This window comes from Geodermatophilus sp. SYSU D00705, assembly GCF_054050135.1.
On sequence record NZ_JBJGYT010000049.1, the window covers coordinates 1 to 20,037 of the forward strand.

At 73.9% G+C, this 20,037-nt stretch carries 19 protein-coding genes, 1 tRNA gene and 1 pseudogene; 11 read left to right on the forward strand and 10 right to left on the reverse strand.

The annotated features are described in order from the left end of the window. Positions 1 to 127 (forward strand): annotated as a pseudogene (locus ACI78Q_RS22220) (IS481 family transposase); the annotation flags it as partial. Positions 128 to 1,440: 1,313 nt separating this feature from the next. Beyond that, entirely contained in the window at positions 1,441 to 1,872 is a 432-nt protein-coding gene (locus tag ACI78Q_RS22225; protein ID WP_456925638.1) for a hypothetical protein, read from the forward strand. Positions 1,873 to 2,137: 265 nt separating this feature from the next. Here the strand turns inward: ACI78Q_RS22225 and ACI78Q_RS22230 are convergent. From ACI78Q_RS22230 to ACI78Q_RS22245, 4 genes are all read right to left on the reverse strand, one after another. Further along, a tRNA-Ala gene (locus ACI78Q_RS22230) sits at positions 2,138 to 2,210 on the reverse strand. 106 nt (positions 2,211 to 2,316) lie between these two features. Further along, positions 2,317 to 2,730: a VOC family protein gene (locus ACI78Q_RS22235; protein ID WP_456925639.1), complete on the reverse strand. Its 414-nt coding sequence runs from the start codon at positions 2,728 to 2,730 to the stop codon at positions 2,317 to 2,319. 20 nt (positions 2,731 to 2,750) lie between these two features. Beyond that, entirely contained in the window at positions 2,751 to 3,164 is a 414-nt protein-coding gene (locus tag ACI78Q_RS22240) for a helix-turn-helix domain-containing protein (RefSeq protein ID WP_456925640.1), read from the reverse strand. 21 nt (positions 3,165 to 3,185) lie between these two features. After that, positions 3,186 to 3,965 (reverse strand): peptidoglycan DD-metalloendopeptidase family protein, encoded by a 780-nt coding sequence (locus ACI78Q_RS22245; protein ID WP_456925641.1) that lies wholly within the window; start codon positions 3,963 to 3,965, stop codon positions 3,186 to 3,188. A gap of 484 nt (positions 3,966 to 4,449) precedes the next feature. On the opposite strand from ACI78Q_RS22245, the gene ACI78Q_RS22250 reads away from it, so the two are divergent. The 4 genes from ACI78Q_RS22250 to ACI78Q_RS22265 are packed head-to-tail and all read left to right on the forward strand — an operon-like array spanning position 4,450 to position 8,708. Continuing rightward, positions 4,450 to 5,958 carry a mannitol dehydrogenase family protein gene (locus ACI78Q_RS22250; protein ID WP_456925642.1) on the forward strand — a complete coding sequence of 503 codons (1,509 nt, stop codon included), beginning with the start codon at positions 4,450 to 4,452 and terminating at the stop codon, positions 5,956 to 5,958. Between the two features lie 20 nt (positions 5,959 to 5,978). Continuing rightward, positions 5,979 to 6,761, forward strand: coding sequence for an HAD family hydrolase (locus tag ACI78Q_RS22255; protein ID WP_456925643.1), 783 nt, complete (start codon positions 5,979 to 5,981; stop codon positions 6,759 to 6,761). After that, a complete protein-coding gene (locus tag ACI78Q_RS22260) occupies positions 6,758 to 7,882 on the forward strand; it encodes a CDP-glycerol glycerophosphotransferase family protein (RefSeq protein WP_456925644.1) in 1,125 nt (374 codons plus the stop codon). The genes ACI78Q_RS22255 and ACI78Q_RS22260 overlap by 4 nt, the downstream gene beginning before the upstream one ends. Next, positions 7,872 to 8,708: a phosphocholine cytidylyltransferase family protein gene (locus ACI78Q_RS22265; RefSeq protein ID WP_456925645.1), complete on the forward strand. Its 837-nt coding sequence runs from the start codon at positions 7,872 to 7,874 to the stop codon at positions 8,706 to 8,708. The genes ACI78Q_RS22260 and ACI78Q_RS22265 overlap by 11 nt, the downstream gene beginning before the upstream one ends. A gap of 60 nt (positions 8,709 to 8,768) precedes the next feature. Here ACI78Q_RS22265 and ACI78Q_RS22270 read toward each other — a convergent pair whose 3' ends face one another. From ACI78Q_RS22270 to ACI78Q_RS22290, 5 genes are read right to left on the reverse strand one after another with little or no spacing between them, the layout of a single operon-like run. Next, complete coding sequence (locus ACI78Q_RS22270) at positions 8,769 to 9,851, reverse strand: hypothetical protein (protein ID WP_456925646.1); 1,083 nt, start codon at positions 9,849 to 9,851, stop codon at positions 8,769 to 8,771. Further along, positions 9,848 to 10,504, reverse strand: a complete 657-nt coding sequence (locus tag ACI78Q_RS22275) for an SCO family protein (RefSeq protein ID WP_456925647.1) — start codon at positions 10,502 to 10,504, stop codon at positions 9,848 to 9,850. Before ACI78Q_RS22275 ends, ACI78Q_RS22270 begins: the two co-directional genes overlap by 4 nt. Then, positions 10,501 to 11,262 (reverse strand): YcnI family protein, encoded by a 762-nt coding sequence (locus ACI78Q_RS22280; RefSeq protein ID WP_456925648.1) that lies wholly within the window; start codon positions 11,260 to 11,262, stop codon positions 10,501 to 10,503. The genes ACI78Q_RS22275 and ACI78Q_RS22280 overlap by 4 nt, the downstream gene beginning before the upstream one ends. Before the next feature lie 31 nt (positions 11,263 to 11,293). Beyond that, positions 11,294 to 13,117 carry a copper resistance CopC/CopD family protein gene (locus tag ACI78Q_RS22285; protein WP_456925649.1) on the reverse strand — a complete coding sequence of 608 codons (1,824 nt, stop codon included), beginning with the start codon at positions 13,115 to 13,117 and terminating at the stop codon, positions 11,294 to 11,296. Next, positions 13,114 to 13,758, reverse strand: coding sequence for a zf-HC2 domain-containing protein (locus tag ACI78Q_RS22290; RefSeq protein WP_456925650.1), 645 nt, complete (start codon positions 13,756 to 13,758; stop codon positions 13,114 to 13,116). The genes ACI78Q_RS22285 and ACI78Q_RS22290 overlap by 4 nt, the downstream gene beginning before the upstream one ends. A 76-nt stretch (positions 13,759 to 13,834) precedes the next feature. Between ACI78Q_RS22290 and ACI78Q_RS22295 the strand changes: the two genes are divergently transcribed. The 5 genes from ACI78Q_RS22295 to ACI78Q_RS22315 all read left to right on the forward strand — a co-directional run bounded on the left by ACI78Q_RS22295 (position 13,835) and on the right by ACI78Q_RS22315 (position 18,783). Further along, a complete protein-coding gene (locus ACI78Q_RS22295; protein ID WP_456925651.1) occupies positions 13,835 to 14,392 on the forward strand; it encodes a sigma-70 family RNA polymerase sigma factor in 558 nt (185 codons plus the stop codon). 106 nt (positions 14,393 to 14,498) lie between these two features. Further along, positions 14,499 to 15,116 (forward strand): DUF47 domain-containing protein, encoded by a 618-nt coding sequence (locus ACI78Q_RS22300; RefSeq protein ID WP_456925652.1) that lies wholly within the window; start codon positions 14,499 to 14,501, stop codon positions 15,114 to 15,116. A 6-nt stretch (positions 15,117 to 15,122) separates the two neighbouring features. Beyond that, the gene (locus tag ACI78Q_RS22305) at positions 15,123 to 16,124 is read left to right on the forward strand and encodes an anion permease (RefSeq protein ID WP_456925653.1); all 1,002 of its coding nucleotides are present in this window, start codon (positions 15,123 to 15,125) and stop codon (positions 16,122 to 16,124) included. 7 nt (positions 16,125 to 16,131) lie between these two features. Further along, the gene (locus tag ACI78Q_RS22310) at positions 16,132 to 17,544 is read left to right on the forward strand and encodes an MFS transporter (RefSeq protein WP_456925654.1); all 1,413 of its coding nucleotides are present in this window, start codon (positions 16,132 to 16,134) and stop codon (positions 17,542 to 17,544) included. A 237-nt stretch (positions 17,545 to 17,781) separates the two neighbouring features. Further along, positions 17,782 to 18,783, forward strand: coding sequence for a sulfite exporter TauE/SafE family protein (locus tag ACI78Q_RS22315; RefSeq protein ID WP_456925655.1), 1,002 nt, complete (start codon positions 17,782 to 17,784; stop codon positions 18,781 to 18,783). 59 nt (positions 18,784 to 18,842) lie between these two features. Here ACI78Q_RS22315 and ACI78Q_RS22320 read toward each other — a convergent pair whose 3' ends face one another. Continuing rightward, a complete protein-coding gene (locus tag ACI78Q_RS22320) occupies positions 18,843 to 19,820 on the reverse strand; it encodes an NAD-dependent epimerase/dehydratase family protein (RefSeq protein ID WP_456925656.1) in 978 nt (325 codons plus the stop codon). Between the last annotated feature and the right edge of the window lie 217 nt (positions 19,821 to 20,037).

A 20,037-nucleotide genomic window follows, 5' to 3' on the forward strand; every position in this document is an offset into this window, starting at 1 on the left:
CGAGCGAGCCGCAGCCTTGCCCGACTGGCTGCACACCTACAACCATCACCGCAGCCACACCGCACTCGGCGGACAACCCCCGATCACCCGGGTCGCCGTCAGCAACCGTGCTGGGCACTACACCTAGTCGAGGGCTTCGGGTTCACCTACGAAGGCCGCATCCGCGACTACGTACGCAGCGGACACGCCTGGCGAGACAGCGAGCTGCATTCGGCTCGCGCCGGAGTGGAGCACCTCGGCGCACGCGCCAGCCGCCTGACTCAGGACGTCGACCGAGCTGGACCGGGCGACCGGCCACCCACGCCGGGACGTGGACCGGCCCGTGCCACGCGATCACCCACGCAGGTCGACACACATGCGTCCGCCCCACCGTCGCATCCAGCTCGGGCATCTGCCCGCGCATCCGGTAGGCGCTCACCGTGCTGACCCGGACGCCGAGATATGCAGCGACGTTAGACCTCGTCCATCACTCGGCGTTCGAGCTTCGCGCTCAAGCCGTCACGGGACCATTGTGCCGTAAAGCACCACGAAGCGTCAGTACGGGTAAGCTCCATCACCCCCCCGTCCATCTTCTTACTTGTCGGCCACTGCAGCTCGAATGCCAGCTCAATCCGCCGCCGAAGGAGCAGACCCGAGCATGGGCTCATCGCCTGAATATCAGGACTATCATAACCGGCGCACCGCACCCCAAAGGTGGTGGAAATCGGGCCTCGTGTGGACTGCGATTGGCGGTATAGCAGGCGTACTCAGCGCGGTCGTAGCTCTTTTACAGTTGCACAATACTGGATCGGCAGGGTCGTCTAATGGCGGCCCATCGGCGTCTACTTCATCGACGGCAGACATCGATGCGATTCCATCAACCACACCTCCCTCTGCTTCCGCGACCACAGGCTCGACGCTTCCAACTGACGTTACCGAGCAGCTGATCTCTACAACCACGGTCGAAGTGGAGGTCGAATATCAGCGATACGCTGACCTGGACACCGGCGCTCAACTAGACGGGGACCCATGGAATCCTCCCGCGGGATCGGATCTGTCATTTGGCAATTTCGGACGTGTGGAGCCTGTAAAACCTGCCCGTCTTTACTTGCTGTTTCAAGGAACGACGCAAAAGTGCAAGCAATCCGAAGATTCCGACACTGACGGGATCGATGAGGTCTTCGCGAAGGACTTGAGTGAGGGTGACTCGCTTTGTGTAATCACCGACGAGGGGAACATGGCGCTCCTAAAGGTCACTCGCGCGGTAACGGGGAGATACTTCGAGGGGGGTGTTGAATTCGCCCAAGAGCTATACAGTTCACCTTGACAGTTGCTGCAGGCGCCCACTCCGGCCCTGCTCGACGCGGGCTACTCCCCCGCATCGGTGCTCCGCCACCATCGGAGCCTGTCCCGGGCCCCACGGTCGCCGTCCCGCGCAGCCACGTCACCCGCAACGTCGCCGTGCTCGTCGACCCACCCGCCCAGCGCCCCAGTGACCTGGCCACCGCCCTACACCTCGGCGAGGCCCGCGCCGTCCTCGCAGCAGCGGCACACGTCCGCAACTCCGCGCGCTGGACCGTCGCCCTCGGCCTCCGGCAGTCCGAGGCGCTGGCGCTGCAGCGCAAGGACGTCGACCTGCTCACCGGCACGCTGACGGTCCGGCGGAGCATCCACCGCGTGCGCGGAGGCGGGTTGATCTACGAGGAGCCCAAGACCCGCCGCAGCCAGCGCACGCTCGCGCTGCCGGTGCCCCTCGTGGCCGAGCTGCACCGGCACAAGGCCGTCCAGAACGGGGAACGCATGCTGGCCGGCTCCGAGTGGCACGACGAGGACCTCGTCTTCGCCCAGCCCAACGGCCGCCCGATCGACAAGAAGACCGACTACGACGAGTGAGTGCGGCTGTTGCGAGCAGCAGGCGTCCGGCACGTCCACCTGCACGCTGCTGCTGAGCGAGAACGTCACCCGCGGGTGGTCATGGAACTGCTCGGCCACAGCCAGATGCGCACGACGACGGACATCTACAGCCATGTGATGCCGGCCCTGGCGCGCGAAGCCGCCGACCGGATGAGCGCCCTGCTGCTGCCGGTGAGGGTGGGCCAACTGCAACCAGAGACGACTCAGGCCGCCCTCCCGAGGGAGAGCGGCCTGGTCATCGGGGTGGAGCTGAGGGGACTCGAACCCCTGACCCCCACACTGCCAGTGTGGTGCGCTACCAGCTGCGCCACAGCCCCTTGCCGACCCGGTCTGGTGTGTCCGAGCCGGGAGCAACTGTACAGGGCCCTGACGGGGTGCCGGCGCAGGGGGGTCGGTGCGGCGGGGCGCCGCCGGGAGGAGTGGTCAGCCCTGCTTCATCTGGGCGATCCGGATGTGGTTGCCGAAGGGGTCGCGGAGGCCGAAGTCGATGCCGTAGGGCTGGTCGACCGGTTCCTCGGTGATCTCCACGCCCCGGGCCTTGAGCTCGGCGTGGGTTTTGTAGGCGTCGTCGCAGGCGAAGAAGAGGTGCCCGCCGGCCGCCCCCTTGGCGATGAGCGCCCGCACCTGGCCGGCGGTCTCCTCGCTGAGCGACGGCGCGCCGGGCTTCTCGAGCAGGACGGCGCGGTCGGGCTGGCCCGGGAGGTTGACGGTGAGCCAGCGCATGGGGCCGAAGTCCATGTCGGACTGCACCTCGAAGCCGAGCTTGCCGACGTAGAAGTCGAGCGCGGCGTCCTGGTCGGGGACGTAGATCTGGGTGATGGTGATCGCGGTCAGCATGGGGACGACGCTAGGGACCCTCACTCCCCCGGCGCTTCTCCGAAACTGCTCGGTCTGGCCCACGCCATCGCGAAGCAGGTCGGCACCGGCGGCAGCGGCCCGCGCCGGCGGTAGACGCTCGGCGGCTCCCCGACGACGTCCCGGAACACCCGGCTGAACGTGCCGAGGCTCGCGAACCCGACGTCCATGCAGATGTCGGTCACGCTGCGGTCGGTGGAGCGCAGCAGGGACATCGCGCGCTCCACCCGGCGCCGCTGCAGGTACCGGTTGGGCGTCTCGCCGAAGGTGACCCGGAAGGTGCGGATGAAGTGCGCCTCGGAGACGTGGGCGATGCGGGCCAGCGTCGGGACGTCGAGCGGCTCGGCGTAGGCGCGGTCCATCGCGTCACGTGCGCGCAGCAACCGCCGGTTGGCGTCCTCGACCGCGGAACCCACGGCCGCATCCCACCACGAGCGTCAGATCTCGACGCCGCGCTCGGCCAGCCACGGCACCGGGTTGATGCGCTCGCCGTTGATGCCGCCCTCGTGCACCTCGAAGTGCAGGTGGGGGCCGGTGGACTGGCCGCGGTTGCCGAGCAGAGCGATCGTCTCGCCGGCCTCCACGTACTGGCCCGGCTCGACGAGGATCTTGTCCATGTGGCCGTAGACGGTCACGTCGCCGTTCTCGTGGAGGATGTAGACCGCCAGGCCGAAGCCGCTGGCCGAGCCGGCGCGCAGGACGACGCCGTCCATCGCCGCGTACTCCGGGGTGCGCATCGGGGCGGCCAGGTCGATGCCGTAGTGGAAGGTGCCCCAGCGGCCGCCGTAGCCACTGGTGAAGCGAGCGCCGGAGACCGGCAGCACGGCCTTCGGGCGGGCCGCCTCCCGGGCCGCCTCCGCCGCGGCGGCCTCGGCCTCGGCGCGCGCGGCCCGCGAGGCGGCCACCTCGTCCAGCCGGGCCCGGGCCTCGGCCACGGAGATGGACGCCTGCGGCAGCAGCTCGACGTCCTCCTCGGTGGTGAGCAGGTCCGTCTGGGCCGACAGCACCGAGGTCGCCTCAGCCGCGGCGTCGGGTGCACCGGTCACCCCGGTGACACCGGCGACGACCCCTCCGGCGACCAGCGCGGCCAGCAGCAGCGGCGCGCGACGCGGGCCCGGCACCGGGCGGCGGGCGGACCCGGCCGGGGTGCGGGCAGCCCGGCGGGAGCCGGGGACCGGGAACTCCGCGGTGCTCGCGGAGCGACGCCGTGCGGCCATGTACGTACCCGCCTCGTGGGGAAGAAGCCCGTCGCCGGGCCCGATGGGGTTGCACCCATCCAAACACTCTGTGATCTGTTCGTGACCCTGCGCTCGGCGCGTCGCGTGCGACACGCCGCTGTGTCACGTCCCACACACCCCACGTGTCGCACGGGTGGACGACCGCGCATGTTTCGCGGAGCCGGATTCGGGCCACTGGACGTTTCCGGCGTGAAACCATCCGCGCTCGGACGCCCGCGACACCCGTCGCCCCGCACCCGAGTGGCCAGCACGCGTTCCGCCGTGTAGTCATGATCAACGCTGCACCACCCGTTGCCCCCGCTGACCGGCGGTGAGGCACGACCCAACGGGACCGCTGCGAGGGGGCGACCGCACCACACGCACGAGAGAGGGCCGATGCCGCATGGCGAGTCCGGAGCGCTTCCCGGCATCACGAGTACTCCCCGCACCGGACACGCCGACCGTCGCCCAGACGCCGACCCCCGTGCGGCCCCTGGTCCGCCCGCTGAGCCAGGAGACCCTGCGCAGCCACGGCGCCCGCCTCACCGTGCCCACCTACGACCGCACGGCCCTGACGCCCGCTGTGGTGCACCTGAGCGTCGGCGGCTTCTCCCGCGCCCACCAGCTGCTCTACTTCGACGAGCTGGCCGAGCGCCGGATCTCCCGGGAGTGGGGCGTCGTCGGCGTCGGGCTGCGGCACCGCACCATGCAGGAGGCGCTGGCCCCGCAGGACCACCTGTACACCGTCGTCGAGCGCAGCCCCGACGGTGAGCGGGCCCGCGTGGTGGGCGTGATGGTCGACTACCTGTTCGCCCCCGACGCCCCCGGGGCCGTGCTGGACCGCCTGACCGACCCGCGCACCCGCATGGTCACCCTCACGATCACCGGCGCCGGCTACCGGCTGGACCCGCACACCGGCGAGTTCGACCCCGACGACGCCGACGTCCGGCGCGACCTCGCCGGCCCGCACGCCCCGACGACGGTGTTCGGCTACCTGGTCGAGGCGCTGGACCGGCGCCGGCGGGCGGGCCTGGCCCCGTTCACCGTCGTCTCCTGCGACAACATCCACCGCAACGGCGACGCCACCCGGCGCGCGGTCGTCGGGCTGGCCCGCCTCCGGGACGAGGTGCTGGCCCGCTGGATCACCGACCGGGTCGCCTTCCCCAGCAGCATGGTCGACCGGATCACGCCGCAGACCTCCCCCGATGAGCGGGCCGCCGTCGCCGAGCGGTACGGCGTGGACGACCGGTGGCCGGTCATCACCGAGCCGTTCTCGCAGTGGGTCATCGAGGACACCTTCAGCAACGGCCGTCCACCGCTGGAGGAGGTCGGCGTCCGGTACGTCGCGGACGTCGGCGACCACGAGCTGATCAAGACGCGGCTGCTCAACGCCAGCCACTCCGCGCTCGGGTACCTGGGCTCACTGACCGGGTTCGGCCGCATGGACGAGGTGATGACCGACCCGGTCTTCACCGAGTACGTCACCCGGCTGATGGACGACGAGGTCACCCCTCTGCTGCCCCGGCCCGACGGCGTCGACCTGGCCCAGTACAAGCGCACCCTGCTGCAGCGCTTCGCCAACCCGGCGATCGCCGACGGGCTGCCGCGGCTGTGCCGGCGCGGGTCGACCAAGCTGCCGCACCACCTGCTGCCCTCGCTGCGCCAGGCCCTGGCGGAGGGGCGGCCCAGCCGGCTGCTCACCCTGGCCGTCGCCGGCTGGTGCTGGTACCTGCGCGGCACCGATCCCGCGGGTCGGCCGTTGCCGATGGAGGACCCCCGCGCCGAGGAGCTCCGGGCGCTCGCCCTCGCCGGCGGCACCGACCCGCGCCCGCTGCTCGGCGTCCGGCCCGTGTTCGGCGACCTCGGGGAGGTCCCCGGCTTTGCCGAGGACCTCCGCGCCGTGCTCGAGCGGATCGACCGCGACGGCGTGCACCGGACGGTCGCCGAGACCCTCGCCACCGGCCCCGCCCGTCCGCTGTCCCTGCCCCGATGACCCCCGGAGGAACTCCCCCGATGCCCGCCCTCCCCGAGACGCTCGTCGGGCGCCTCGAGGCCCTGCTCTGCGACGCCGACGGCAACCTGTTCCCCTCCGAGGAACCGGCCTTCGTCGCCTCCGCCGAGGTCACCAACCGCTTCCTCGCCGATCTCGGCGTCGACCTGCGCTTCACCGCCGAGGAGCTCCGGCTGGCGACCACCGGGATGAACTTCCGCACGACGTCGCGCCGGCTGGCCGCCGAGGCCGGGCAGTCCGACGTCGACGTCGAGCCGTGGGTCGCCGAGGAGAAGCGCGCGGTCACCGCCCACCTGGGCGCCACCCTCACCCCGCACGGGCCGACCACCGACGCGCTGACCGCCCTGTCGGCACACCTGCGCCTGGCCGCCGTGAGCTCCAGCGCGCTCACCCGGCTCGACGCCTGCTTCACCGCGACCGGACTGGCCGGGCTCATCCCCCCGGCCGTGCGGTTCAGCGCGGAGGACTCGCTGCCGGTGCCCACCAGCAAGCCCGACCCCGCCGTCTACCTGCACGCCTGCGAGCAGCTCGGCATCGCGCCCGAGGCGGGGCTGGCCGTCGAGGACTCCGTGCCCGGTGCCCTCTCCGCGGTGCGGGCCGGCTGCCCCACCGTCGGCAACCTGCTCTTCGTGGCCGAGGCCGAGCGGCCCGCGCGCGCGGCCGCGCTCACCGACGCCGGCGTCCTCGTCCTCGTCGACTCCTGGTCGCAGCTGGCCGACCTGCTGCTCCCCGTCCTCACCCGCCGGGCCGCCGGCGACCTGCTCTCCACGGGAGGGGCGAAGTGAACATCGTGTACGTGGCCTTCCGCGGCCACTTCTCCGACAGCCCGCGGGCCCTCTACGAGGCGCTGCAGGCCCGCGGCGTCGACGCCACGCACACGTGGCTGTCCGCGCCGCACACGCAGGCCACCTTCCCCGACGACGTCGCCACGGTGACCTTCGGCAGCCCGGAGTCGATCGCCGCGCTGGAGGGGGCCGACCTGGTCGTCTCCAACGACCACATCCCGCTGGACTGGGAGAAGCGGCCGGGGACGACCTACCTGCAGACCTGGCACGGCACGCCGCTCAAGCGCATCCACAACGACGTCCGCTGGGCGCCGGAGGGCCGGCTGGCCTACCTGGAGCACGACATCGCCCGGTGGGACCTGCTGCTGTCGCCCAACGCCGCGAGCACCCCGCGGCTGCGCGGTGCGTTCGGCTACACCGGCGCCCTCCACGAGACCGGGTACCCGCGCAACGACCTGCTGAGCAGCCCGCGGGCCGCGGAGGTCCGGGCCGCCGTCCGGGCCGACCTCGGCGTCTCCGACGACCAGAAGGTCGTGCTCTACACCCCGACGTGGCGCGACGACCTGGTGTTCAACAAGACCGGCCCGCAGGACTTCGAGTTCCCCGTGGACCTCGACGAGTTCACCGCCCGGCTCGGAGGTGACCACGTCCTGCTGCTGCGGCTGCACAACATGGTGATGGACCGGCTGGAGGTCGTCGACGGCTCCCCGGTGCGCGACGTCTGCAGTCACCCCGACATCCGGGACCTCTACCTGGCCGCCGACGCCATGGTCACCGACTACTCGTCGACGATGTTCGACTTCGCGATCACCGGCAAACCGATGCTGTTCTTCACCTACGACCTGGCGTACTTCCGCGACGAGCTGCGCGGGTTCTACTTCGACCTGGAGGACGTCGCCCCCGGGCCGCTGCTGTCGACCAGCGAGGAGCTGATCGAGGCGATCGCCGACCTCGACGCGGTCGCCGCCACCCACGCGGAGCGCTACGCCCGCTTCCGCGAGACCTTCTGCCACCTGGAGGACGGCCACGCCACCGAGCGCGTCCTCGACCTGCTCTTCCCACCGGCGGCGTCCGCCGGGACCACCACCACGACCCGAGGAGGGGACGACAGTGCTCGCTGACCGTGCCACGACCGCGCACCTGGGCCTGACCGGCACGGTGCCTCCGCTGCCGGCTCCCACGACGGGGACCGCCCCGGCTGCCGAGCCGGTGCCCGCGCCGGTCCAGGTCGTGATCCTGGCCGCCGGCATGGGGACCCGGCTCGGCCGGCCCTGGCCCAAGCCGCTGACCCCGCTGCACGACGGGCGCAGCATCCTGCGCCGGCAGCTCGACGGCCTGCGCGCCGTCCTCGGCCCGTCGGTCGACGTCACCGTCGTCGTGGGGTTCAAGGCCAAGCGGGTCATGGAGGCGGCGCCGGACGTGCGGTTCGCCTACAACCCCGACTTCGCCGTCACCAACACCTCGCAGAGCCTGCTGCGCGCGATGCGCGCCACCCGCGACGGCGGCGTGCTGTGGCTCAACGGGGACGTCGTGTTCGACCCCGCGGTGCTGGAGGCGGCCCTGCCGGCGCTGCGGGCCGACGAGAGCTTCGTCTGCGTCGACACCTCCAGCGTCGCCGACGAGGAGGTCAAGTACACCCTCGACGCCGACGGCTGCATCGCCGAGCTCTCCAAGACCGTCGTCGGTGGCCTGGGCGAGGCGGTGGGCATCAACTACGTGTCCTCGGCGGACAAGCCCGTCCTCGTCGAGCACCTGAGCACCTGCGCCGCCCAGGACTACTTCGAGCGCGGCATCGAGACGGCGATCCGCGACGAGGGGCTGCGGTTCACGCCGCTGGACATCTCGCGGTTCTCCGCCGTCGAGGTCGACTTCGAGGCGGACCTGGAACGGGCCAACGAGCTGTTCTCCGCCCGGGCCCACCTGCAGTCGGTGCCCGGCGACCTGTAGAAGAACCCCTCCAGGGGACGGGGCCAGGAGCCGAGGCGCGACCCCGCAGCCGCTGCCGGCTCAGCCGACCGGCAGCGGCTCGCCGGCGGAGTGCCGGCTCCGGTGGGGCCCCCCGTGCTCCCGGAACCGGCGGACGGCGGCGACCCCGCCGAGGACGCACCCGGCGCCGACCGCGACCAGCACCGCCACGGCGGCGCGAGCGGGCAGCGACGGGCCGGCCGACAGCACGTGCGCGGTCCACAGGACGTCGACGTCGGGCAACCCCTGCACCAGCAACAGCCAGCCCAGGACGACGGCGAGCAGGCCGGTCATCGCGCCGCGGCCGCGCCGGGACACGACGAACCCGAGGACGGCGACCCCGGCGGCGGTCAGGCCCGGGAGGAGGGCCGAGGCGATCGCGCCGGCGTGCGAGGAGACGCTGGCCGGTGGCTCCGGGGTGGCCAGCGCGTGCCACAGCGCGGCGGCGCCCCCCAGCAGCAGCAGCGCACCCAGCGGGCGCGGGCCGCGGGCGAGCAGACCGGCGGCGACGGCGGCCAGCGCCAGGACCGCGTACAGGGGCCACACCACCCACGGCGAGGGCGGCGGGCTCCAGGTGAGCTCGCCGCGCACCTGCACCTCGCTGCCGTCGTAGGCCATCGGCACGACCCACTCCGACACCACGTGCTCGCGGGTCGGGTCGGCCGCCACGGCCGGCGGCAGCAGGTCCTCGCTCATCCAGTGGGTGCGGTGGTCGTGCCAGACGTACTCGGCCTCGGTCGAGACCTGCACCCACTCGGGCTCGGCGGCCGGGTCGGCGTCGGCCGGCAGCGTCGTCCGCCCGTAGCGGTCCAGGTTGATGTAGGTGGCCGGGCTGTGGGCGTTGCGCCACACGCCGTCGGGACCGATCCGCAGGTAGGGCTCGTCGGAGTAACCGGGCACCTCGACGTCGACGGCGGTGCCGTTGACCACCTCGAACTCGTCGCCGAAGGAGAGCACCCGCACGGTGACGCCGGGCATCGACGGCTCGACGGCCAGGACGCGGCCGTCGAAGTCACTGCCCGCGGCGCCGCCGCCCACGTGGGCCGTGGCCGGACCGGCGACGAGCAGGGTGGCCAGCACCCCGAGGAGGACGACGAGGAGGCGGGCCGGCAGCCGCCGGGTCACGCCCCGGCCACCAGGGCGAGGTCGCCGGCGATGTCCCGGCTGGTGTTGCCGCCGTTGAACGCGACGTGCGCGAGGTCGTCGGCCCCGTACAGCAGCAGCAGTGAGGAGTGCAGCCGGCCGGAGTCCTCCGCCAGCGGCACGCCGGCGGCCAGCTGGGCCTGGTCGATCGCGGCCTGGTCGCCGGTCAGGCCGATGAAGCGGTTGGGCAGGTCGGCGTCGAAGCGGCCCAGGTACTCCCCCAGGACCTCCGGGGTGTCGAACGCCGGGTCGGTGGTGACGAAGACCACCTGCACCTGCCCGGCCAGCGCCGGGTCCACGTTGCGCAGCGCGACGGCGACGTCGGCCATCGTCGTCGGGCAGATGTCGGGGCAGTTGGTGTAGCCGAAGAACAGCAGGGTCGGCGTGCCGGCGGTGGTGGCGGCGAAGTCGTAGGCCGCCCCGCTGGTGTCGGTGAGGGTGAACGACGGCCGCTGGTAGGGGTCGGGCAGGTCGACGCCGGCGTAGCGGTCGTCGGGGCCCTCGACGACGGCGGCGCCGCCGGAGTGCTCGTGTTCGCCGCCCTCCTCGGCGGCCGCGCCACCGCCGCAGCCGGCCAGCAGGATCCCGGCCGAGGCGACCAGGGCGACCAGACGGCTGCGGCGGTGCGGGCTCACGAGGACACGGTACGACGCCCGGCGCGCCACCCGAGGGCGACGCCGCCGAGCCCCAGCAGCAGGGCCACGACGGAGAGGACCAGCGCGACGGTGCCCGTGGCGGAGCCCTCGTCCCCGGCGGCCTCGGTCGAGGCGGCGGTGTCGGTGGCGGTCTGGCCGGTCGTGCCACCCCCGGCCGAGGCGCCGTCCCCGCCGGTGGACGACGCGGCCAGCGTCAGCACCGGCGCGGGACGGTCGGGCTCGGGCTGGCCGTCGACGGTCGGCTCGATCCAGGCCGACTCGGTGCCGTCGCTGTAGGTCTGCACCGCCGGGAAGCTGATCGCGTCGGCCTCGGGGAACGGCCCGCCGGACAGGGCGAACTCCTGGAACTCGCCCGGCCGGATGCCGCCGCCGTCCTCGGCGCGGAACTCCACGACCGACACGTACGAGGTCACCTGCTCGCCGTGGTTGTCCAGCGGCGTCTCGAGGTCCGACCGGGTGAGGGTGACCGTCCAGCCCGGCAGGGGCTGGGTCCGGAGCGAGGCCATCGCCGCCTCCTCCGGGATGGAGATGCGCAGCGCCACGGTGCTGGCGGTGTCGCTCTCGTTGGGCACTCGGAAGACCAGCTTGCCGAAGCCGCCCGGAGCGGCGTCGGTGGACGAGACGCCGACGTGGGCCGAGGCGGCGCCGGCTCCGGCGACGGCAGCGGCCAGGGCGACGAGCACCGCCAGGACGACGACGCCGAGGCGCGCGAGCGGGCGGGGCAGGGGTGTGGACACGGTTCTCCTGTCGGGTGTGGGTCGTGCGGGGTCAGCGGACGGCGAGGGTCGTGCTCGCCGTGCTGGCGGTGAACTCGTCGACGCGGATCGTCGCCGCGAGGGTCCAGGTGCCGGCGCCGGGGATGGTCATCCCGTCGCCGACGTAGTGGCCGGGGCCGGCGGGTGCGAGGTCGACGTCGATCGGGCCGATCTCCTGGGCCGGCTCGGTGAGCGTCACCCGGATGTCGACCGGCTGGGCCAGCCGGCCGGTGTCGTCGAAGTAGTAGACGTGCAGCGTGTTGGGACCAGCCGCGGCCGGGTCGACCGACACCTGCACGCTCCCGTCGGTGCCGGCCGCGGTCTCCAACGGCAGGGTCACGTCCACCGGGCGGCTGACCTCGGCGCGCGCCGGCGGGGTGGCGACCAGCACCGACGACAGGCCGAGGACGACCAGGGCGATGACCAGCTCGACCAGCACCGTGCGGCGCAGCGACGACCGCTCGGCGGCCGCGGCACGGGCCTGCACCTCGGCGCGGGCACCGGCCGCCGACTCGACGGCCGGGTGGGCGGCGGTGTCCGGGTGGGCGGCGGTGTCCTCCCCGGCGGCGAAGGCGTGCGCGGTCACCCGGCGCCGTCCCGCGGGACGCGGCCGGGAGATCCCGAGGTGCTGCTGCACCCACACCCGCGAGATGCCGGCGGCGGCGAGCAGGAGCAGCACCAGGGCCAGCTTGGCCAGCAGCACCCAGCCGTAGGTCGTCGTCACCAGGGCGACGGGCGAGCCGACCTCGCGCACGCTCTGGACCACCCCGGTGACCACGAGCGCGGTCACCGAGCCCGCGGCGAGCCGGGAGAAGGGGGGCAGCGCGGTGGCGAGGTCGGCCGCCGGGGCGTCCTCGCGGAGGACGCCGGCGAGCAGGCCGACCAGGCCGCCGAGCCACACCGCCATCGCCGCGACGTGCACGGCGGCCGCGGCGACGGCCAAGACCGGCCAGGCGCCGGCCATCGGGTGCCCGACGGCCGCGGTGGCCAGCACCAGGGCGGTCGCCAGCGCTCCGCCGCCGGCCGCCAGCGCCGGCGCCGGCGCGGCCCCGCGGCGCCACACCGGCCGCAGCAGGGCGAGCAGCGCGACGGCGAGCACGGCCCGCACCAGCAGGGTGATGCCGTTGACCGACTGCAGCGTGGCGCCCAGCAGCGCCGGGTCGGCCACCGAGCGCACGTCGCTGCCGGCCGAGTAGGGCCCCTGCAGCAGGAAGCCCAGGACCGCTCCCACCGCGACCGCGACCAGGCCCCTGGTGACCAGCGCGCGCAGCCGCGGCGACGCCCAACCCGCGGGCCAGCCGGCCAGCAGCAGGACGGGCACGCCGATGCCGAGGGCCAGGCCGGCGTAGCCCAGCCAGCGGGCCAGGGGCAGCAGGACGGCGACGACCGCGTCGGTGCCGGGCCCCTCGGCGGCGGCGCCGGCCGCGAGCAGCTCGCCGTCCCCCACGACGAAGGAGAAGGCCCCGGAGATCGGGTGCGAGTCCGCGGAGACCACCCGGTAGGTGACCAGGTAGCCGTCGTCGGCCAGGCCGCTGCGCAGGGGGACGACCACGGTGTCGCCCTGGACGGTCGCGGCGCCGGCGTCGGCCCGCTCCCCCGCCGCGTCGAGCACGCGGGCGTACCCGGCGCCGATGGACACGCCCTCGGTGAAGGTGAGCGTCACCTCGCCGGGGGCCTGCTCGAGCCGCGCGCCCTCGCCCGGGTCGGTGCTGACCAGCTCCGCGTGCGCGGCGGCGGGCGGGGCGGTGACCACCCCGGCGCCGAGCCAGGCCGCGACCAGCGCCAGGAGGAGCAGCAGCCCGGCCGGGGCGCGGCGGGCCGTCGGGAGCGCGTTCACGCGGGCACCCGCTCGCGGGCGACCGCCGGCACGGCGCGGCGGCGCCGCCCGCGCCACGCGACGGCACCGACCAGGGCGACCCCGAGGAGCACCAGCGCGTGGACGACGGCGCGGTCGGCGTGCACGTGGCCGGCCCGCAGGTCGGAGACGGTGAGGGCGGCGAGCAGCGCGGCGAAGGTGCCGAGGAACGGCAGGGCACCGGTGGCCAGCCGGGGGGCGGCGGCGACGGCGAGGAGTGCCGCGGCGATGCCGAGGTTCCAGGCGCCGGTCTCGTGCGCCATGTGCACCGGTGCGCTCATCGCCGCGGCGCCGGAGGCGAGGGCCGGCCAGGCGATCGCGGCCTGCGCGACGCCCACGGCCAGCAGCGCCAGGCGCAGCGCGCTGGTGGTCAGCCGCGCCCGGGCCGCCGCCGCGGTGCCGGGCAGCTCGCGGGGCAGCGCCGCGAGGACGGCGGCGGTGAGGTCGGGCACCGGCGGCGCGGGCGCCAGGCGGGCGCGCCGGGTGACCTGCTCGGCCTGCCGGGCCCACCGGGCGCAGCCGGCGCATCCGGCGAGGTGCTCGTCGAGCTCCGCGGCGGGCACGCCGGGCGACTCGCCGTCCAGCCGGGCGGAGAGCGCCTCGCGGTAGGGGGTGCACTGCATGATGGGTTAGTCGTCGCGCAGGCGCGGTTGGTTCCCCCCACTTTCGGGATCGGCCCGGACGGCGGCTCCGGGGAGGATGACAGGCGTGGACGAACTGGACCGGCTGGCGGTCGCCGCGGTCGACGGCGACCCGTTGGCCGCGGCGGCGCTGGTGCGCGCCACCCAGTCCGACGTCTGGCGCCTGTGCGCGGCACTGGGCGACCGGCAGTCCGCCGACGACCTGACCCAGGAGACCTACCTCCGGGCCTTCGGCGCCCTGCACCGCTTCGAGGGCCGCTCGTCCCTGCGCACCTGGCTGCTGTCCATCTCCCGGCGCGTCTGCGCCGACGCGGTGCGCTCCCGCCGGCGCCGCCGGCTCACCCTGGTCCGGGAGGACGCCGACCTGGAGGCCCTGGACACCACCGAGGCTGCCGACCGGGTGGGCGAGGGTGCCGTGGTCCACGACCTGCTGGCGCGGCTGGCCCCCGACCGCCGGGAGGCGTTCGTGCTCACCCAGCTGCTGGGCCTCCCCTACGCCGAGGCCGCGGAGGTCGCCGGCTGCCCGGTCGGCACCATCCGTTCCCGGGTCGCCCGGGCCCGCGCCGACCTCGTCGCCGCGCTGGGGAGTGAGGAAGCCGACGCAGCGTCCGGGTGACGTCCGGGTGAAGTGCTCGTGAACGGGCACCTATGCTCCCGACGGCCGTGCGACCGCCAGGCAGGCGGGCCAGCGGTCCCCCTCAGTCGATCGGGAGCCCTACGTCGTGCCCTTCAGCCTGACCCCCAAGGACTCGAGCTTCTACCCGCTGTTCACCGCGTCCGCGGAGAACCTGGTGGCGGCCACCGCCGTCCTCGGCGAGTTCATCCACGACCACGCCCGCCGCGGCGAGCTGGCCGACAAGCTGCGCGAGCTCGAGCACACGGGTGACCAGTCCACCCACGCGATCTTCCGCCAGCTCAACTCCAGCTTCGTCACGCCGTTCGACCGCGAGGACATCTACAACCTCGCCAGCGACCTCGACGACGTCATGGACTTCGTGGAGGCCGCCGCCGACCTGGTGATCCTCACCGGCCTGGGCACGCTCCCGGCCGAGATGAGCCAGCAGGCCGCCCTGCTGCAGCGGGCCGCCCAGACGACCGCCGAGGCGATGCCCCGGCTGCGGACGATGAAGGACCTCTCCGACTACTGGATCGAGGTCAACCGCATCGAGAACGAGGCGGACAAGCTGTACCGGCGGCTGCTGTCGCGCCTCTACAGCGGCGAGTTCGACGCGCTGGAGATCCTCAAGCTCAAGGAGGTGGCCGACCAGCTGGAGGAGGCCGCGGACGCCTTCGAGCACGTGGCGAACGTCGTCGAGACGATCACCGTCAAGGAGTCCTGACCCCGTATGGACGCGGCCTTCGTCGCGCTGGTCCTGATCGTCCTGGTGGCGTTGGCCTTCGACTACACCAACGGCTTCCACGACGCGGCCAACGCCATCGCCGTCGCGGTCTCCACCAAGGCGCTCACCCCTCGGGTCGCCCTGGCCCTGGCCGCGGTGATGAACCTGGTCGGCGCGATGCTGTCCACCGAGGTGGCCAAGACCGTCGGCGAGGGGATCATCGAACCGCCCGAGGGCTCCGACGGGCTGAAGATCGTGTTCGCGGCCCTCATCGGCGCGATCGTGTGGAACCTCATCACCTGGTGGTTCGGCCTGCCGTCGTCGTCCTCGCACGCCCTGATCGGAGGCCTGGTCGGCGCCGCGCTGGCCGCCGCGCACACCGTGAAGTGGATGGGGGTGCTCGACAAGGTCGTCATCCCGATGGTCGTCTCACCGCTGGTCGGTTTCGGGCTGGGCTACCTGTTCATGCTGGTCATCCTCTGGGCCTTCCGGAGCTCCAACGTGAGCCGGGCCAACCGGGGCTTCCGCTACGCGCAGATCGTCAGCTCGGCCACCATGGCCCTCGGCCACGGCCTCCAGGACGCCCAGAAGACCATGGGCATCATCACGCTCGCGCTGTTCACCGCCGGGGAGATCGACACCTTCGACGTCCCCCTGTGGGTGGTCATCTCCGCCGCACTGGCGATCAGCGCGGGCACCTACGCCGGCGGGTTCCGCATCATGCGCACGCTCGGACGGCGGATCATCCAGCTGACCCCGGCCGGTGGCTTCTCCGCGCAGACGGTGGCCTCCAGTGTCATGGTGACCACCGCGACGGTGTTCGCGGTGCCGGTCTCCACGACGCACATCACCACCACGTCGATCATGGGCGTGGGCGCCACCCGGCGGCTGTCGGCCGTGCGCTGGGGCGTCGCCGGCAGCATCGTGATGGCGTGGGTGGTCACCCTTCCGGCAGCCGGTGCGGTCGCGGCGCTGGCCTACTTCCTCACCCACAACCTCATCGGCTGAGCGGCCCGTGACCGGGGGCACGCAGGCGCCACCGGTCGAGCTGGGGACGGCGCGCGGGCGGTGGCTGCTGCTGGCCACCGTCCTCGCCTCGGGGATGGCCTTCCTCGACACCACCGCGGTCACCGTCGCCCTGCCGACGATCGGCCGGGAGCTGGACGCCTCGCTGGCGGAGCTGCAGTGGACGGTGACCGGCTACACGCTGGCCCTCGCGTCGCTGGTGCTGCTCGGCGGGGCGCTCGGGGACCGCTACGGCCGCCGCCGGGTGTTCCTGCTCGGCGTGGCCTGGTTCGCCGCCGCGTCGCTGGTGTGCGGCATCGCCGCCTCCCCCGGACAGCTGGTCGCCGCCCGGGTGGTCCAGGGCGTGGGCGGCGCGCTGCTGACGCCGGGCAGCCTCGCGCTGCTCCAGTCCTCGTTCCGCGCCGAGGACCGGGCACGCGCGATCGGCCTGTGGTCGGCCTTCGCCGGCATCGCCGGGCTGCTCGGCCCGTTCCTGGGCGGCCTGCTGGTCGACGCGGGCAGCTGGCGGCTGGTGTTCCTGCTCAACGTCCCGGTCGCCGCGGTGGTGCTCGTCGTCGCGGGGCGGCACGTGCCGGAGAGCCGCGACCGGACCCGCCACGGCCGCTTCGACGTCCCCGGGGCGGTCCTCGGCGCGCTGGCCCTGGGCGCGGTCACCCACGCGCTGATCGCGGCCGGGGAGGACCCGGGGCGCGCGGACGTGGCCGTCGCCGGCGTCCTCGGGGTGGCCTCGGGCGCGGGGTTCGTCGTCCGGGAGCGGCGGGCGCAGAACCCGCTGCTGCCCCCGTCGCTGTTCGCCGAACGGCAGTTCACCGGGGCCAACCTCGCCACGTTCGCCGTCTACGCGGGCCTGGGCGGCTCGTCGCTGTTCCTCGTCCTGCACCTGCAGATCGTGCTCGGCTACGACGCCGCCGCGGCCGGCGCGGCCGTGCTGCCCTCCATCGCCCTCATCACCCTGCTGTCTCCGGCGGCGGGGTCCCTGGCCGTGCGTGTCGGCCCGCGGCTGCCCATGACCGTCGGCCCCCTGCTCACCGCGGCGGGGACGGCGTGGCTGGCCGGGGTGGACGCCGGGTCGTCCTACCTGACCGCGGTGCTGCCCGGGTCGCTGCTGCAGGGGCTGGGCATGGCCACGACGGTGGCGCCGCTGACCGCCACGGTGCTCGCCGCGGCGCCCGACGCGCTGGCCGGGGTCGCCAGTGGCGTGAACAACGCCGTGGCGCGGGCCGCGCAGCTGCTCGCGGTCGCGACGCTCCCGGTCGCCGTGGGCCTCGCCGGGGCCGACTACGCCCGTCCGGAGGTGTTCGCCGCCGGCTACCGCACCGCGATGCTCGTGTGCGCCGCCCTGTACGTCCTGGGCGCCGCGGTGTCCCTGGCGACGGTCCGCGCCGACGTCCTGCGGAGCTGATCCCGCACGGTGGGAACGGCATTCGGCATATCCCGACCGATCTGGTAGACATAACACTCGTGGCGGCGACGACGGTGCTCCTGGTGGGGCGGATCCACGTCGACCTGCTGCGTGTCTGCACCGCTCGCTGTCCGGGCTGCTGACCCCCGCGCTCCCGCGCACCCCCTCCACGCTCGTCCCGCGCCGTGTCGCGCCCTGCTGCGCGCCCGCGGACCTCCCCGGATCCGGAGCCCCCTCGTGAAGACACTCGTCCTGCTGGCCCTCGTGGGCCTCGGTGCGCAGCTCGTGGACGGCAGCCTGGGCATGGCCTACGGCGTCACGTCCACCACCCTGCTGCTCGCCATCGGCACCAACCCGGCCACCGCGTCGGCCACCATCCACCTCGCCGAGATCGGGACGACGCTCGCGTCCGGTCTCGCGCACTGGAAGTTCGGCAACGTCGACTGGAAGGTCGTCGCCAAGATCGGCGTCCCCGGCGCCATCGGCGCCTTCCTCGGCGCCACCGTGCTGTCCAGCCTGTCCACCGAGGTCGCCGCCCCGGTGATGTCGCTGATCCTGCTCTCGCTCGGCGTGTACCTGCTGGTGCGCTTCACGCTGCGCGGCGTCGACCGCCGCCACCTCGGCAAGCCGATGCGCAAGCGCTTCCTCGGCCCGCTGGGCCTGGTCGCCGGCTTCGTCGACGCCACCGGTGGCGGCGGCTGGGGCCCGGTCGGTACCCCCGCCATCCTGGCCAGCGGCCGCATGGAGCCGCGCAAGGTGATCGGCTCGATCGACACCTCCGAGTTCCTCGTCGCCCTGGCCGCCAGCCTCGGCTTCCTGTTCGCCCTCGGCTCCCAGGGCATCAACCTGCTGTGGGTGCTGGGACTGCTCGGCGGTGGCCTGGTCGCCGCCCCGATCGCCGCGTGGCTGGTGCGGCACGTGCCGCCGCGGATGCTCGGCTCGCTGGTCGGCGGCATCATCGTGATCACCAACACCCGGACGCTGCTGCGCAGCGACTGGATCGACGCCTCCGACCCGGCCCGCTACGCGGTCTACGCCGTGCTCTACGCGATCTGGGCCGCGGCGGTCGTCCACTCCTTCCGCGAGTACCGCAAGGACCGCGCGCTGGAGTCGGCCGACGCGCTGGCCGCGGAGGCGGTGCACGTGCACGACGAGATCGCACTGCCGGCGGACGCCGCCGACGCCGCGGACCTCGACCGGGAGCTGCGGGCCGGCCGGCCCAGCGCCCCGCGCGACTGAGAGAAAGGACCCCCTCCAGGGGCCCCGCCCGGCACTGCCGGGCGGGGCCTCTCGGCGTCTCAGCGGCCGGCGAGCAGGGCCGCCTCCAGGTCGGCGGGCAGCCCCGGACGCGGCAACCCCCGTGGCGGCGGCGGGGGCTGCCCGGCGCTCTGCAGCCAGGCCCACGTGTCGGCCACGGTCTCCCGCAGCGGCCGGCTGGGCAGCCCGAGCTGGCGGGCCCGGGTGGTGTCGACCTGCCAGGCGGTGCGGGCGGTGTCGGCGGGCAGCCACAGCGGCAGGTGCACCCACGGCTCCACCCCTGCGGCGAGCAGCTCGGCCTCCGGGACGACCACCCAGTCGGCGTCCGCGCCGGTCACCTCCCGGCACAGGGCCAGCAGCCCGCCGAGCGTGGTCATCCCGGCCGGGCCGGTGGCGTTGACCGCGCCGGCCGCCCCCTGCTCCGCCATGGCGACCAGCCAGCCGGCCAGGTCGCGCGCGTCGACGGCGGCGATCGGCTGGTCGAGCGCGTCCGGGACGACGACCCGCCCGCCGCGCGCGATGCGCCGCAGCCACCAGCCCAGCCGGTCGATCCGGTCGTGCGGGCCGAGGATCAGCCCGGCCCGTGCCGTGAGGAACCGGCCGGGGTACGCCGCCTCGAGCACCCGCTCGGCCTCGGCCTTGACCGGCCCGTACTCGTCGTCGTCGGTGTCCCAGGTCGGCTCGTCGTCCTCGCGGCCGACCGGGCCGGGCGGCCAGGTCGCGTAGGCGTTGAGGCTGCTGACGAACGCGTAGCCGCGGATGCCGCTCAGCGCGGTGGCGTGGCGGGCCGCCGCGCGGGTCTGGCATGAGGTGTCGACGACGAGGTCGGGCGACCACCCGTCGAGCGCGGCCGGCAGCGCGGCGGGGTCGTCACGGTCGCCGTGCAGGGCGCGGACACCGTCGGGTGGCTCCCCGGACACCCCGCGGGTGAGGGTGGCCACGTCGTGACCGCGGTCGAGCCCGGCCGTGGCCACGTGCCGGCCGAGGAAGTGGGTGCCGCCGAGGACGAGCAGTCGCATGCGGGCAGCCCACTGCACCCGCTCCCCCGGCGTCCAGCCGGTTCGCGGTCGGCGTAGCCGGGCCGGGAGGTCGGCGCAGCGGGGCCTAGATGTACTGCCCATGAGCGTTGTTGACGGCGCCGAGGCCTGATCCAACGAGGAGACCTCCGAGCGAAGGTGTGGGTGCTGACGCCACGCCCGAATGCTCGGAGGTCTCGTGTCCCACGCTAACGCTCGC